At 43.7% G+C, this 15,729-nt stretch carries 12 protein-coding genes; 4 read left to right on the top strand and 8 right to left on the bottom strand.

The window, feature by feature from the left end; translation table 11 throughout:
• On the bottom strand, nt 1-268 hold a 268-nt coding region (locus F988_RS04590; RefSeq protein ID WP_004681392.1), incomplete at its 3' end, for an IS3 family transposase.
• 112 nt (nt 269-380) lie between these two features.
• On the opposite strand from F988_RS04590, the gene F988_RS04585 reads away from it, so the two are divergent.
• Complete coding sequence (locus tag F988_RS04585) at nt 381-1,634, top strand: YadA family autotransporter adhesin (RefSeq protein ID WP_004681391.1); 1,254 nt, start codon at nt 381-383, stop codon at nt 1,632-1,634.
• 60 nt (nt 1,635-1,694) lie between these two features.
• Here the strand turns inward: F988_RS04585 and F988_RS04580 are convergent, their stop codons facing one another.
• From F988_RS04580 to F988_RS04555, 6 genes are all read right to left on the bottom strand, one after another.
• Nucleotides 1,695-2,738: an NAD(P)H-dependent flavin oxidoreductase gene (locus tag F988_RS04580; protein WP_010589419.1), complete on the bottom strand. Its 1,044-nt coding sequence runs from the start codon at nt 2,736-2,738 to the stop codon at nt 1,695-1,697.
• A 118-nt stretch (nt 2,739-2,856) separates the two neighbouring features.
• Complete coding sequence (locus F988_RS04575) at nt 2,857-3,558, bottom strand: VIT1/CCC1 transporter family protein (protein ID WP_004681389.1); 702 nt, start codon at nt 3,556-3,558, stop codon at nt 2,857-2,859.
• Nucleotides 3,559-3,887: 329 nt separating this feature from the next.
• On the bottom strand, nt 3,888-5,330 hold the full coding sequence (locus F988_RS04570; protein ID WP_004681388.1) for a cryptochrome/photolyase family protein: 1,443 nt from the start codon (nt 5,328-5,330) through the stop codon (nt 3,888-3,890).
• A 122-nt stretch (nt 5,331-5,452) separates the two neighbouring features.
• Nucleotides 5,453-5,935, bottom strand: a complete 483-nt coding sequence (locus tag F988_RS04565) for an FKBP-type peptidyl-prolyl cis-trans isomerase (RefSeq protein WP_004681386.1) — start codon at nt 5,933-5,935, stop codon at nt 5,453-5,455.
• Between the two features lie 125 nt (nt 5,936-6,060).
• The gene (locus tag F988_RS04560; RefSeq protein WP_004681384.1) at nt 6,061-7,347 is read right to left on the bottom strand and encodes an NAD(P)/FAD-dependent oxidoreductase; all 1,287 of its coding nucleotides are present in this window, start codon (nt 7,345-7,347) and stop codon (nt 6,061-6,063) included.
• A 93-nt stretch (nt 7,348-7,440) separates the two neighbouring features.
• Nucleotides 7,441-8,760, bottom strand: a complete 1,320-nt coding sequence (locus F988_RS04555) for a D-alanyl-D-alanine carboxypeptidase PBP6B (protein WP_004681383.1) — start codon at nt 8,758-8,760, stop codon at nt 7,441-7,443.
• A gap of 170 nt (nt 8,761-8,930) precedes the next feature.
• On the opposite strand from F988_RS04555, the gene F988_RS04550 reads away from it, so the two are divergent.
• Nucleotides 8,931-10,634 carry a M61 family metallopeptidase gene (locus F988_RS04550; protein WP_004681381.1) on the top strand — a complete coding sequence of 568 codons (1,704 nt, stop codon included), beginning with the start codon at nt 8,931-8,933 and terminating at the stop codon, nt 10,632-10,634.
• A 349-nt stretch (nt 10,635-10,983) separates the two neighbouring features.
• On the top strand, nt 10,984-13,215 hold the full coding sequence (locus tag F988_RS04545; RefSeq protein WP_004674743.1) for an NADP-dependent isocitrate dehydrogenase: 2,232 nt from the start codon (nt 10,984-10,986) through the stop codon (nt 13,213-13,215).
• Nucleotides 13,216-13,331: 116 nt separating this feature from the next.
• Here the strand turns inward: F988_RS04545 and F988_RS04540 are convergent, their stop codons facing one another.
• Nucleotides 13,332-14,135, bottom strand: coding sequence for an rRNA large subunit pseudouridine synthase E (locus F988_RS04540; RefSeq protein ID WP_004681379.1), 804 nt, complete (start codon nt 14,133-14,135; stop codon nt 13,332-13,334).
• Nucleotides 14,136-14,333: 198 nt separating this feature from the next.
• Here F988_RS04540 and icd point away from each other — a divergent pair, with 198 nt between their 5' ends.
• Nucleotides 14,334-15,590 (top strand): NADP-dependent isocitrate dehydrogenase, encoded by a 1,257-nt coding sequence (gene icd, locus F988_RS04535; protein ID WP_004674738.1) that lies wholly within the window; start codon nt 14,334-14,336, stop codon nt 15,588-15,590.
• Nucleotides 15,591-15,729: the final 139 nt, after the last annotated feature.

Raw genomic sequence — 15,729 nt, 5'->3', positions numbered from 1 at the left:
CACTTTCTAAAAAATCAATTTGCAATGCCTGATGCCCTATCTTGGCATGTAGAGCTTTGAGGTCAATCTCTGGTTCTTGTTGTGCTGTTGGTCGTGAAAAAATATTGACTGATTGCTCAAGCAGTTGATTTTTCCAATCGATGATTTGGTTTTGATGTAAATCGAATTGAGTAGAAAGTTCAGCGAGTGTGTGGTCGCCTTTAATTGCTGCGAGAGCAACTTTAACTTTAAACTCTGCTGAATGATTACGACGTTTTCTTCGTGTCATGGTTGACTCCTAAAACAAGCATTTCCCATGCTTATTGGGGAGTAGATTATCACTTATAGACGTGGTCTAAAATCCTAGACCCACATCAATCCAAGGAAAAGCTAAAAATACAGTGAGTGATGCATTCATTGCAGTTGATCAACAATTAGGTGCAATTAAAACCTCTGTATCAGATTTAAAAACACACACAGACCAGCAAGCTGTATCTAATTTAAATGATGCAAAAAATTATGCAGATCAACAAACAACCACTGCATTAAATAATGCAAAAGGCTATACCGACCAGAAAACCACCTCAACCTTAAATGATGCAAAAAGCTATGCAGACCAAAAAGCTGCTGATGGTAAAGCCTACACAGATCAGCAAACTGCATCGACACTAAACAGCGCAAAAAATTATGCAGACCAGAAAGCTGCCGATGGCAAAGCCTATACTGATCAACAAACTGCATCTGTACTTAATGATGCAAAAAGCTACACAGATCAAAAAGCGGCATCTTCTTTAAGTGGCGCAAAAGATTATACCGACCAGCAAACAGCATCGGCACTTTCCAGTGCGAATAGCTATACCGATGGCAAAATCGCAGATGTGCAAACTCAAATTATAGCCAGTAACCAGTTTGTTCAGGTGAATGGAGTAACTGATGCCCAAGCTGCTTCGGCAACAGGTGAAAACTCGGTTGCGATTGGAACAAATACCGTAGTGACAGGCCATCGCTCAACTGCTGTAGGTGTGGGTAATCAGGTTTCAGGTAATGGTTCTGGTGCCTTTGGTGATCCAAACACGGTATCTGGAAACGGTAGTTATGTTGTGGGTAATGACAATAAAGTCACAGGTGATAATACCTTTGTGCTGGGCAATAATGTCGATACTCAAGCCAAAAATGCAGTGGTATTGGGTAATGATTCTGCATCGGATCGTGATAATACGGTATCAGTTGGAGCAAAAGGCAAAGAACGCCAAATCATCCATGTGGCGAATGCCGTTGAAGATACCGATGCAGTCAACTATCAACAGCTAAAAGCAGCAGAAAAATCGACCAATAACTATACCAATGAGCGTGTAAATGCCTTAAACAGTGCGTTTAATGATTATCGTATGGAAACAGAACAGCGCTTCAATAAAGTGGATGAACGTTTTAACCGCCAAGGTGCCATGACTGCTGCGATGATGAATATGTCAAGTAGTGCTGCCAGTGTCAAAGGACAAAATCGTGTCGGTGTGGGTGCTGGCTTTCAGGGACAGGAACAGGCGGTGTCAATTGGCTATCAACGGATTATTAATGATAATACCTCACTCACCATTGGTGGCGCATTTACCAAGGAAGAAAGTTCGGGTGGTGTAGGCGTTGGTTTTGGTTGGTAAAATTTAAAGCATAAAGTGGAAAACCCGTTCAATTGAACGGGTTTTTTTAATTAAAACGTTTTAATGGGTTTTTATTTCTAAAACCAGTTGATTAATCAGGTCAGCTGCTTCTAGTTCCCGAATCTGTCCCACATTCATGCCAGCCCAGAATGCACCATAACTATGATCATTGTGCTGACTGGCAACACTGATCAATTGCTTGGTTAAGTCATAGGTATATGGATACTCAGGTAATGCTGGGCGGTTGGGTGCATCAATCTGGGTGTGCCATGTGCCCAGCAGTCCACGGGCTGGACGACCTGATAAGCTTGAACTGATTTGTGTAATAGATTGACTGAATAAAGCTTTTCGATAGGATGCGTTCGCACTCGAACTTTTACATTGCACAAATGCTGTACCCAATTGAACAGCAGCAGCACCTAATTTCAACATCGATTTTGCTTGATCACCATTCATAATACCGCCAGCAGCTACGACAGGTAATTTACAATGTGTTGAAATGAGTTGTACGAGATCACTGGTTTTAATTGCAGCATCAAAAGTTTGATTGAAAATACCCCGATGTCCTCCAGCTTCAATCCCTTGAGCAATAATAATGTCGATTCCTGCCGCTTCAATCTGCTGTGCCTCAATCAGGTTGGTGGCAGAAACCAGAGTGACAATACCCGCATCTTTGAGTGCCTGAATCTGGCGAGGGTGTGGAATACCAAAATGAAAACTCACAGCTTTGGGGCGAGTTTCAAGTACAACATTCAGGAAATCATCATTGTCTAAAAAGCTTGGATAAATGCATCGCAACTTGGTCGGTGGCTCAGCGCCAAACTTGGCAAACTGAGGTCGTATATATTCAATCCATTGTTGGGCTTTTTGCTGGTCAAGTCGTTCAGGTTGATGACAAAAGAAATTGACCTGAAAGGGTTTGTCTGTAAGTGTCTGTGTTTTTAAAATCTCAGCTTTCGCTGTTTCTGGTGTATTTGCCCCCAGTCCCAAAGAACCAAACGCGCCTTGGTTAGAAACTTCAGCGGCCAGTTCAGGCGTTGATACACCTGCCATAGGTGCAAGAAAAATAGGGTGTTTTATTTCTAGTAATTCTAGGATTGACATCATTATATGCTCACTTTGCTTTTAGTCACCATAACGCAAAAACAAAAAACCTTGCAAATAATAACCAGTATTTAATTATGGAATATACACAATATTTATTCCGTAAAAAATAATGGTTTTAAATGGTTGTGACATTAAATAGAGAACCGACCCAGCTTGAGAAAGCCATCGCTAAAATGCCCCATAACATAATACGCAGACTGCCTTTGAGTATTGAGGTATGTGCAAAATAGCTGGAAAGCGCGCCTAAAATTCCTAATGAAATAATGCCTGTCACCAAAACGGCATGTGAAATAAAAGCATCTGGACTGAGTAGGATGGCCAGCATGGGAAGAGCCGCACCGCATGAAAAGGAGGCGGCAGAAGAAAGTGCTGCCTGAACTGGATTGGCAGCAGTATTTTCATGGATGCCAATTTCATCTCGGGCATGTGCACCCAGCGCATCATGTTCAGTCAACTGTTTGGCAACTTCATGCGCCAGTTCAGGGTTTAAACCACGTGAAATATAAATCTGAGTGAGTTCACCAAGTTCCGCATGGGGATTCTTTTCAAGCTCTCTGGCTTCAAAACGCAGGTCTGACTTTTCAATATCCTCCTGTGACTTAACGGAAATATATTCTCCAGCAGCCATTGAGGTTGCCCCAGAGATCAGCCCTGCAATACAGGTAATTAACAATGTATGTGAACTGGTACCACTGGCAGCCATACCCATAATCAAACTGGTCACGGAGATGATGCCATCATTTGCACCAAGCACGGCGGCACGTAACCAGCCTGAGCGTTGCATGACATGAGGTTCTGCATGATGAGAAAAAGACATAATTCGGCTCTTATAAAAATAATGAAACAAGTCCCAGCTTTATTATGGAAAATCATTTTTATGAAAATTCTATCAATGATTCATCAACTTAATTCGCTATAAAATAACTTATTTTAACGATAAGATAACGGGGGACTTCGTTATAATATGTGAATAGTTTAACATTTTTATTTAGGCTTTAGACTAGCAGAATAGATATGTTAGTCTATACCCTTAATTTATAATTTAATTGTGTAAACAATAACATACAGCTTGGTCTGTCTAAACAGATGTCTTGACAAATGTAACAGGTTTATCTCCGCAGTAGCCATTAAATGACTATAAAATGGCTATAAATATGTCTTAAACGTCTCAATTGCCCGTGTGCGGCTGGACTTTAATTCTACGATTGGCATAGGGTAGTCCAGATTCTGAATTTTGGTATTGGCATAAGGTTCATGTATGATTTTTGCATCCAGATCAGTGAGTTCAGGCACCCATTGACGAATGTAGTCGCCGTTCGGGTCAAATTTTAATGATTGGCTGATTGGGTTAAATACCCGAAAATAGGGAACAGCATCAGTCCCTGTCGAGGCGCACCATTGCCAGCCACCATTGTTTGCCGCCACGTCGCCATCAATCAAATGCTGCATAAACCATTGCTCACCTTTGCGCCAGTCGATGAGCAAGTTTTTGCTTAAAAACATGGCGCAGATCATCCGCAAACGATTATGCATCCAGCCTGTTGCCAGTAACTGACGCATACCTGAATCCACAATTGGAATACCCGTTTTTCCCTGTTGCCACTGTTCCAGCGCAATTGGGTCATCACGCCACGGGATATTCTGTGTTGAGGATTTAAAGGGAAGATGTTTGGAAACCTGCGGAAAATCAAACAGGATATGCTGATAAAACTCACGCCATAACAGCTCATCCAGCCACACCTGCTGGCTTTCAGACTGGATGACAAAATCACCATGCTGTTGCCTAAACAGTGCCTGAATACACTGGCGGATGGAGAGAATACCAATGTTCAGGTAGGCTGAAAGTTGACTGGTGCCAACTTGTGCTGGGAAGTCTCGTGCTTGTTTATAGTGATTCAACCTTTTCCTTACAAACTCATCTAATAAATCTAAGGCGTATGTCTCTCCAACTGGCCAATGATCAATCATGTTTTGCTCAAGCGTTGAAGCATAGGCTTGTTGCAGGGGGGGCAGGTTGGCTTGGTTAAAAAATGAAAAATCCTCTACAATCGGTTGCTGAGCGTCAGGCAATGGATAACACTGGGGCAATCCATGTTGTAAACGCTGATAACAGGTTTTCTTGAATGCCCCAAAAACCTGATAGGGCAGGTTGGACTGGTTGCGAATGGAACGCACAGGAAACAGTGTACGGTCATGAAACAGGATTAGTTCTTTTTGCTGCTGGTTTAATACTTTCTGTACATCATGGTCACGCTTTAGTTCATTTACACCCAGCTCAATATTGGCGTAGACATTTTCGATATTTATTCGCTGGAGAAGTTCCGTAAAAAAATTACCTACATCTTTCCATAGAGGAATATGCTGGATGGTTAATGGGATATTAAGGGTATTAAGCTGCTGTTTTAATTGTTGTAGCTGACGCAGATAAAACTCGTTCTTGATGGGGGCATCGTCATGTTGTTGCCATTGTTCAGGTGACAGAATCACCAACGCAATACACTGGCCAGCCTGCGTTGCGTGCCAAAGTGCAGTATGATCATGGATTCTAAGGTCCTGACGGAACCAGATCAGTTGATAAGAATGGGACATAGACAGAATATCAAGAGAAGAGAGTCGTATTAAAGTTAAGCGATTTTTCTATTTTATAAAAGTATCAGGCAATAAAAAAGCAAAGCCGAAGCTTTGCCTTAAACAATTCATTTAAAAATGAATTAGTGCTGGTGACCACCTGCACCATGAACGTGACCATGATCAAGCTCTTCTTCAGAAGCATCACGGATGTCAACGATTTCAACTTCAAAAGTCAGGTCTTGGCCAGCAAGTGGGAAGTTTGCGTCAACGATGATGTTGTCGCCTTCAACTGCTTTAACAGTTACGATTTGAACGCCATCATCAGTTTGAGCTTGGAATTGCATACCCGCTTGGATATTGTCCACGCCCTGGAACATTTGAGCTGGAACTTCTTGTACGAGGTCTGGGTTATATTCGCCATAACCTTCAGCAGCTGGAACATTTACAGTGAATTTTTCACCTACAGTTTTGCCTGTAAGCGCATTTTCTAAACCAGGAATGATGTTGCCCGCGCCGTGCAAATATGCAAGTGGTTCACCTTGAGATTGATCAAGTGTTTCACCCTCAGCGTTTGTTAAAGTGTAGTGGAATGAAACCACGTGGTTATTTGCAATAGCAGTCATGTTTTGAATCCATGTCATCAATAGTTTTAGCTGTATATCATAAAGTGAAAAATAGTTTTTGTTGACTATTTTCCACTTTTTGAAACGATTTAGTTATAAATAGGAGCGAAATTTAAAATTTCAACTCAATACAGTTTAATTTTTGGACGTACGCGGCGAGTCAGAAAATCTTTGACGGTGAGTGCCCCAGCCTGAGTGTAGCCATGAATATTGGCCTGATGCAGTCGGTATAGCGATACATACATGGTTTTGGCAATAAATCCCTGTACGCTGACATCGCCAAGCAATTCTCCCACCGCCTGATTACGGCTCAATGAAACCAGCGATCCCTTGTCGTTAAAGGTGAACATGGGTTGTGGTGAGCCTGATAAACGGGCCGCCATCGCATCCACCAGAAAAGTTGCCTGCTGGCTGGCAACCTGTGCGCGTGGGCCAAGCGGTGGCTGACGGGCATCCAGCTGACAGTTGGCGCAGTCACCAAAGGCAAATACATTTGGATCAGAATGCGTTTGAAGCGTTGCGTAAACCATTAACCGATTGATCTTGTCACGTTTAAAATCTGTAAATGATTCTAAAACTTTGGGTGCCTTTACCCCTGCCGCCCACACGGTAATATCAGAATGCAGGATTTTCCCATTGCTAAAATAGACATTAGATTTATCGACTTTTTGCACCTTATGCTCAGTCAGAATCTCGATGCCCATTTTTCTGAGTTGCTTGGCACTATGTGCTGCGGTTTTTTCATTCAATGCTGGCAGGATACGGTCAGACGCTTCAATCAATGTAATTTTGACCTGCTTCGGATCAATTTTCTTTAAGCCATAACGATAGAAGTTTTTGGTGGTTTCGATCAGTTCCGCCGCCAGTTCCACACCTGTGGCACCCGCACCAACAATACCGATGTTCAGGGCACGTTCATTGGAATGGTTTTGTGCCTCAATGTAGAGGTGGAGTAAATCCTGCTGGAAAATATCCGCCTGTTGGCGACTGTCAAGGAAGTGGCAATATTCACGTACCCCCTCGATGCCAAAATCGTTGGAGACAGAACCTACCGCAATCACCAGAGTATCGTAACCTAACTTTTGAATCAGTGGAGTGTGTTCTTTGGAAAGCTGGGGAGGAGAGAGGGTAATCTGCTTTTGATCCTTGTTGACATCCAGCAGGGTGCCAAGCACGAACTCAAAATGGTGCTTTTCTGCGTGGGCAAAGTAGTTAGTCTGTTCTTCGTGGGGATTGAGGGAGCCAGCAGCAATTTTGTGGAGCAGGGGCTTCCAGATATGGGTCAGGTTTTGGTCAACCAGTGTGATTCGGGCTTTCTTTTTCCTGCCAAAACGTTCACCCAGTTGTGTCGCAAGTTCCAAACCACCTGCGCCACCGCCTACAATCACGATATGATGTAAGGTTTTACTCATGATTAACCTAATTTTTTGTGAAAGGATGGCAGGATTATGCCATCCTTTTTTCAATATTGTATTAGTAATCTTTATAGAAAAAGTAGGTTTTTTTTAACCCTGATTTAGTGGGTAGAGTTTTGGATTTTTAGTGTCATTTATTGAGAAAAAGCTGAATAAATTAGAAAACCAGATCATAATTTTTTGAAAAATGTTGGCTTCTTCAATCTGTACATCATTCTCAATTTGCAAACTACGAATCAACTGGTTATTTTGATAGATCGACACCGTTGCCAAGTTCATGACCTGGGTTAAAGGAGCAGTCAAATGCTGTTCATTTAATTCAATGTTGATATGGGTATTGGTGGTTTGCAGTGGTTCAACTGTGCTGACCTGCTGGTTTGCATCAACCAGATGGATGCGCTGAGTTAACAAATCAAAACTATTCAAGTCAATTGGTGTTGCTTGATCATATAGCGATGTCGTCACAATAGTTGGTTGCTTGGTTTCGACCTTAAACATTTTTAGGGTTGATTTAATCACAGGCAGTTCAGCAATCAGTCTTTGCTTTGGAATGACTTCCTCATCACGGGTATAGGTATAGGCCAGGTCCATCAGCTTGTGCGCGACTTCGGCACGTTTCACCGCACTGGGTGTACCCAACACCACTACAATTAAACGGCGTTTATCAACATGTGGATTAAAGGTCGGACGTTCCGCAGTCAAGGCCAGATTATAGCCAGCAGCCTTAGTATAGCCTGTTTTTAAACCATCTGCCGTAGGGTCAAGCTTTAAGGCAAAATTGGTGGCATGGTGAAAACGCTGGTTATAGCTAAAGCTTGGCATTTTTGAATAATGCAGATAGTCAGGGGTTTGCGTGACGATAGCCTGAGCCAGCACACCTAAATCTGCCGCAGTTGAATAATGGTCAGGCATGCTGATGCCAGCAGGATTGCTGAAATGGGTATCTTTCATTCCCAAGGCCTGTGCTTCCCGATTCATGCGCGCAACAAACTCGGGTACGCTGCCTGAAATCTTTTCGGCAAGCGTGACAGCCGCATCATTGGCAGACATCACAATTAAACCTGCGAGGAGCTGGTCAATTGAAATCTGCTCACCCGCTTTCAGGTACATTTGCGATTCATCCCACATCACGGTACTCACCACAGGCGTAGCCGTCAGTACCTCTTCCTTACGCAATTTTCCAGCTTCAATTTCCTTGAGGGTAATGTAGGCCACCATCATTTTGGTCAATGAGGCTGGGGCACGTTGTACGTGGCTATTATGTTCAGCAATGACCTGACCTGACTGGGCATCCATAATTGACCATGCCTGCGCCTCCACCGATTCAGGTGCAATATTCAGTAAATTGGCATGAGCGAGATGGGTACAGATTAAGCTAAATAACGTAAACACGGAGAGGATAAATTTCACGTAAACACCTTGTGCTGCCGATCCAGTGGCATGGAATGCGAAAAAAGCATGCTATGACTTTTTTGTTGAAGAATCTAGCAATTTCTACAGACAAGCAAGACATCTAAGCATGACTTTGTAAAAAAATGCTAAGCTGTGCGAAGTGAGTCTTATTTTTACGATCTAAAGCTATGTTGCACTATCAAATTGAGTTCGACGATTATCGCCAACACCTTATTCATGTGACCTTGCGTTTCCTTGCCAATCCCAATCAGGAGCTATGGTTGCCGACCTGGATTCCAGGCAGTTACCTCATCCGTGAGTTCTCAAAACATATTGAATCGGTTCAGGCTTCTGATGAAGCAGGGCGTCTGCTCAGCATTAAAAAAACCGAGAAAAACCGCTGGCGTTTGTTCAATAACGACCATGAACTGATTACGGTTGAGTATGATGTCTATGCCTATGATTTATCGGTGCGTGGGGCGTATGTCGATCAAACCCGTTTGTATGTCAATCCTGCCTGTGTCTGTTTAGGTCTGCAAGATCAGGAACAGTCACCTTGTGAGGTTGAAATTTTCCTGCCTGATGAACTCAAGCATTTCCAGATTGCCACGGGGCTGCCAAGTAAAAGTCTGGTCAAGGGACGCTTTACTCTAAAAGCGGAGAATTATGACCAACTGATTGACAGTCCATTTGAGCTGGCTGAACAAAGCCGTTTTAGCTTTCAAGCCAATGGTATTCCACATGAGTTTGTGATTTCAGGCAAGCACAATACCAATTTGGATCGTTTACAGGCAGATATTGAGAAGATTTGTCAGGCTGAAATTAATCTGTTCGGTTCAGCACCATTTCAAAACTATACTTTTATGACCATGGCAACGGGCAATAGTTATGGTGGTCTGGAACATTGCAACAGTACCAGCCTGATCACCCCGCGTGATGACTTGCCGAAAGAGAATGAAACACAGGAACCTTCCAAAGACTATCAACGTTTTCTGGGTTTATGTAGCCATGAATATTTCCATTCATGGCTGGTGAAATTTATACGCCCTGAAAATTTTGCCCATTATGATTTGCACAAAGAGGGCTACACCAGCTTACTCTGGATATTTGAAGGCTTTACTTCTTATTATGATGACCTGATTTTGTTGCGTAGTGGTGTGATTTCGCAGAAATCCTATCTGGATTTATTAAAGGCGCAGATTGACCGCTATTTGCAAAATCCAGGACGTTTGATCCAGTCTGTTTCGGAATCCAGTTTTGATGCATGGATCAAGTTCTATCGTCAGGATGAAAACTCAAACAATGCAGGCACCAGTTACTACAACAAAGGCAGTCTAGTGGCGCTTTGCCTGGACTTGGGGCTACGTTTGCGTGGTTCAAACCTTGATGCCCTGATGCGCCGTTTATATGAAAATACCCAAAAGGGGATTCAGGTCAATGAACGCACCATTTTTGAATTTTGCAATGAATTGACAGGGGATAACTGGATTGAGCAAATCAATCATTTAATCAATACCACCGATGAGTTGCCACTGGACCAGCTCTTGCCTGAGTTTGGTTTAAGTTATAGCCTGAAAAATGATAAGGCGCTGCCATTTGGTTTAAAAACCGTGGATAAGGCTGAGGGTGTGGTGATTCAGCAAGTTCGCCGTGACAGTGCTGCTGCAAAAGCTGGACTGTCTGCCAATGACGTGATCCTTGCGATTGATGGTATTAAAGCATCAGAAAAGCTTCTGGCGAAATATGCAAAACAGCAGGGAACGTTTACGGTTTATGCTTTCCGCCGTGATGAGCTGTTGCAGTTTGAAATTTCAGGTGGAGAAAATGCACTGACCACTGTTGAGTTAAAAGTTGAAGATCAGAATAAACTTGATCGTTGGTTGAAAGTTTAATCCCCCGACCAACGTCATATGTTGTTCATTAAACTTTGTTAGTGTCGTACTCATACTAAGGCACTATATTCATTTGTTTGCGAAATGGTAAATTTAAAGCTCTTATTTAAGCTGAAACGGTTTTGTGTTTGAAAAGCCAAAACTTCATGTGAGGTGGCTAAACATAGCTGCAACTTTTATAGAGTTTTGTAGTATTTTTTTTCGAAATGTCGTTATCACTCGATATTGCGTTGACTGAGATGCGACGAGGGCCGATACTCTCAGTGGTTTTATTTAAGCACATCGGTTCTCAAAGACTGGGCCAAAAGCTTGGTTCTTCACAACTAACATTTAACACAAGGGGCTATATATGGCTGGTGGAAAGTCAAAAATCATTTACACACTGACTGATGAGGCGCCACTACTGGCGACCTACTCTCTACTGCCGATCATTGAGACCTTTACCAAGCCAGCTGGCATTGAGATCGTTAAAAGTGACATCTCTGTAGCCGCGCGCGTGCTCGCAGAATTTTCGGACTACCTACGCGACGAGCAGAAAGTGACCAATAACCTTGCGGAGCTTGGACGTCTCACGCAGGATCCAGATACGAACATCATTAAACTTCCAAATATCAGTGCTTCGGTTGCTCAGTTGGTGGCATGCATCAAGGAACTTCAGTCAAAAGGCTATGCGATTCCTGATTATCCAGAGAATCCAGTGACTGAGGAAGAAAAGGCAATTAAAGACCGCTATGGTAAATGTCTCGGTTCAGCCGTAAACCCAGTGTTGCGTGAAGGGAACTCTGACCGTCGTGCGCCTGCTGCGGTAAAGAACTATGCCAGAAAGCATCCACATTCAATGAGCGAATGGAAACAGTGGTCACAAACCCACGTTTCACACATGGAAGAGGGTGACTTCTATCATGGTGAAAAGTCGATGACACTGGACCATGCACGTAACGTGAAAATGGAATTGATCACCAAAACGGGTGAAACCATTGTCTTGAAGCCAAAAGTGGCGTTGCAGGATGGCGAAATCATCGACTCAATGTTCATGAGCAAAAAAGCGCTGTGTGAATTCTATGAGAAGCAACTGGAAGACTGCCGTGAAGCAGGCATCCTGTTCTCACTGCATGTAAAAGCGACCATGATGAAAGTGTCGCATCCCATCGTGTTTGGTCACTGTGTCAAGATCTACTATAAAGATGCATTTGAAAAACATGGCAAGTTATTTGACGAGTTGGGTATTAACGTCAATAACGGTATGGCAGGCCTGTATGAAAAGATCGCAACCTTGCCAACCTCGCTTCGTGAAGAAATTATTGAAGATTTACACGCCTGTCAGGAACATCGTCCTCGTCTGGCAATGGTTGACTCCGCCAAAGGCATTGATAACTTCCACTCTCCGAATGACGTGATTGTCGATGCATCCATGCCTGCAATGATTCGCGGTGGTGGTAAAATGTGGGGTGCTGATGGCAAGCCTTACGACTGTAAAGCGGTGATGCCAGAATCAACTTTCGCACGTATCTATCAGGAAATGATCAATTTCTGTAAGTGGAATGGCAACTTTGACCCGAAAACCATGGGAACTGTGCCAAATGTGGGCTTGATGGCACAAAAAGCGGAAGAATACGGTTCACACGACAAGACTTTCGAGATTCCAGAAGCGGGCATTGCCAACATCACTGACCTTGATACAGGTGAAGTGTTAATGACCCAGAATGTTGAGCAGGGTGATATCTGGCGTATGTGTCAGGTGAAAGATGCGCCGATTCGTGACTGGGTAAAACTTGCGGTGACACGTGCGCGTAGCTCTGGCATGCCAGCGATTTTCTGGCTTGACCCATACCGTCCGCACGAAAATGAACTGATCAAGAAAGTCGAAAAATACCTGAAAGAGCATGATACCGATGGTCTGGATATCCAGATTATGTCTCAGGTGCGTGCAATGCGTTATACGCTTGAGCGTGTGGCGCGTGGTTTAGACACGATTTCCGTGACGGGTAACATCCTGCGTGACTACCTGACTGACTTGTTCCCAATTATGGAACTGGGCACTTCTGCGAAGATGTTATCTATCGTTCCGTTAATGGCTGGCGGTGGTATGTACGAAACAGGTGCGGGTGGTTCAGCACCAAAACACGTTCAGCAGTTGGTGGAAGAGAACCATTTGCGCTGGGATTCATTGGGTGAGTTCCTTGCGCTGGCTGTCTCTCTGGAAGAGCTTGGTATTAAAGAAGATAATGCGCGTGCAAAATTGCTTGCCAAGACTTTAGATCAGGCAACAGGCAAGTTACTGGATAATGACAAGTCTCCATCACGTCGTACTGGTGAGCTGGACAACCGTGGTAGCCACTTCTATTTGGCGTGGTACTGGGCTGAGGCGCTTGCTGCACAGGATGAAGATGCTGAGTTAAAGGCGCAGTTCACCCCACTGGCGAAAACACTGGCTGAGAATGAACAGAAGATTGTGGCTGAATTCTCTCAAGTACAGGGCAAAGCGGCTGACATTGGTGGCTACTACGCTGCTGATCCAGCAAAAGTGAATGCCGTGATGCGTCCAAGTGAAACATTCAATGCAGCGCTTGCAACTGTTTAGAAATATCAACCGACCCTACTTTGAGTTGGTATTGATAAAAAGCTAGTACCTCGGTACTAGCTTTTTTTATGGGGCTTTGAAGTGGGCTTTATGACTAACCTAAGAAATATTAAATCTTAACGGCCATTACGGTTACGGCCACGAGGCGCTTTGGTACTTGGACGTGTTGTACCATTGGTCTTACGACGTGGTTTCTCACTTTCATCCATTTGCCAGATGCGTTTACTCCCAGACTTTTTCTTGTCACCGTCTTTTTTATCACCCTCTTTCTTTTTATGCTGCATTGGCTTGCCACCCGTACCGCCAGGTTTTTTGACATAGGAACGAGAACGGTAGGGCTGATCTTCAGGCAGGTCTTTAAAATCTGGATAAAGCAGCGGTTCAATATCGGTTTGTTCGCCTGGTTGCAAACCCAGACGCACTAAATCAATGGCGCCAATCTTGGTACGAATGAGCCGTAAAGTTGGAAAGCCAACCGCCGCCGTCATACGGCGTACCTGACGGTTACGCCCTTCACAAATTTGTAACTCAATCCAGCTGGTCGGGATATTGGCACGGTAGCGTACAGGTGGATCACGATCCCATAACCATTCTGGTTGATCCACTTTAATGGCCTTGGCGGGCAAGGTCATGCCATCTGCCAGTTCTACACCTTTACGCAGCTGTTCAAGCGCTTCCTCAGTGACATCACCATCCACCTGAGCCAGATAAGTCTTGTATTTCTTGTTCGCTGGATTGGTAATGTACTGGTTTAAACCGCCATGATCTGTCAGGAACATCAGTCCTTCAGAATCAAGGTCAAGGCGGCCTGCAAGACGCAAATCAGGATCGTGGATAAAATGGGAAAGCGTGAGATGGGCTTCATCTTCACGGAACTGTGACAGCACGTCAAAAGGTTTGTTAAATACGACAATTTTCATATAAAAATACTACTTTAAGAGTATGGGGTATTTGGTAAATGTATATTTTTATTTTATTGAGAAATGTTATTATTTCTCATATAAATCTAAAAAGATACAAGATTGAACTACACTGAATCAGCAAGTAAAAAAATCAAAGTATGCCATAAAAAACAAGGGATACATTAATTGCCAGCTACATGAGGGAGAACCTGTACAATGGGTTATCAGAAGATCGTGGTTCCTGCCGATGGTGACAAAATCACAGTGAATGCAGACCTGTCACTGAATGTTCCAAATCATCCTATCATTCCTTTCATTGAAGGTGATGGTATTGGTGTGGATATTACACCAGCAATGAAAGCAGTTGTAGATGCTGCTGTTCAAAAAGCTTACGGTGGTAAACGTTCGATCGAATGGATGGAAGTTTATTGCGGCGAAAAAGCCGACAGGATTTATGGCACTTATATGCCAGAAGAAACTTTTGAAGCTTTGCGTGAGTTTATTGTTTCAATTAAAGGTCCCTTAACCACACCAGTTGGTGGTGGTATCCGTTCCCTGAATGTCGCGCTGCGTCAGGAATTGGACCTATATGTATGTGTGCGTCCAGTGCGCTGGTTTGAGGGTGTACCATCACCTGTGCAACATCCTGAGTTGACGGATATGGTGATTTTCCGTGAGAACTCGGAAGACATCTATGCTGGGATTGAGTGGAAAGCCGATTCTCCAGAAGCAAAGAAAGTCATTAAGTTCCTGAAAGAAGAAATGGGTGTCACCAAAATCCGTTTCTCTGAGGGCTGTGGTATCGGGATCAAGCCTGTATCCAAAGAAGGTACCCAGCGTTTGGTACGAAAGGCCATTCAATTCGCGATTGATAATGACAAACCCTCTGTGACACTGGTTCACAAAGGCAACATCATGAAATACACCGAAGGGGCGTTCAAGGAGTGGGGTTATGAGCTTGCAGTGGAGCGTTTTGGCGGTCAGCTGATTGATGGTGGGCCGTGGGTAAAAATCAAGAATCCGAAAACGGGTAAGGACATCGTGATCAAGGATGTGATTGCCGATGCATTCCTGCAACAAATCCTGATGCGCCCAGCAGACTACTCTGTCATTGCCACATTGAACCTCAATGGTGATTATATTTCCGATGCGCTTGCGGCAGAGGTCGGTGGTATTGGGATTGCGCCAGGTGCAAACATTGGTGGGGCAATTGCGGTATATGAAGCCACTCACGGTACAGCACCGAAATATGCGGGACAGGATAAGGTCAACCCAGGTTCAATCATCCTTTCTGCTGAAATGATGTTGCGTGACATGGGCTGGACAGAGGCCGCCGACCTGATCATCAAGGGTGTGTCAGGGGCGATTGAGGCGAAAACTGTCACTTATGACTTTGAGCGTTTAATGCCAGGTGCGACCTTGTTGCGTTGTTCTGAATTTGGTCAGGCAATCATTGAGCATATGGGCGAGTAAGTTTTTATTTGTCCTATTAAGAGTGGTTTTGGCCACTCTTTTTTGTTTATGGTTTTATCAAACCATTAAGCTTTCATTTTCTGTTAAAGGTTCAGAGCTGGTTGTGTATCGTAAATTTAAAAAAATCTGTATCTATCAT

It is taken from the genome of Acinetobacter parvus DSM 16617 = CIP 108168 (assembly GCF_000368025.1).
GTDB lineage: Bacteria > Pseudomonadota > Gammaproteobacteria > Pseudomonadales > Moraxellaceae > Acinetobacter > Acinetobacter parvus.
This window is presented reverse-complemented; position numbering and strand designations above follow the sequence as displayed.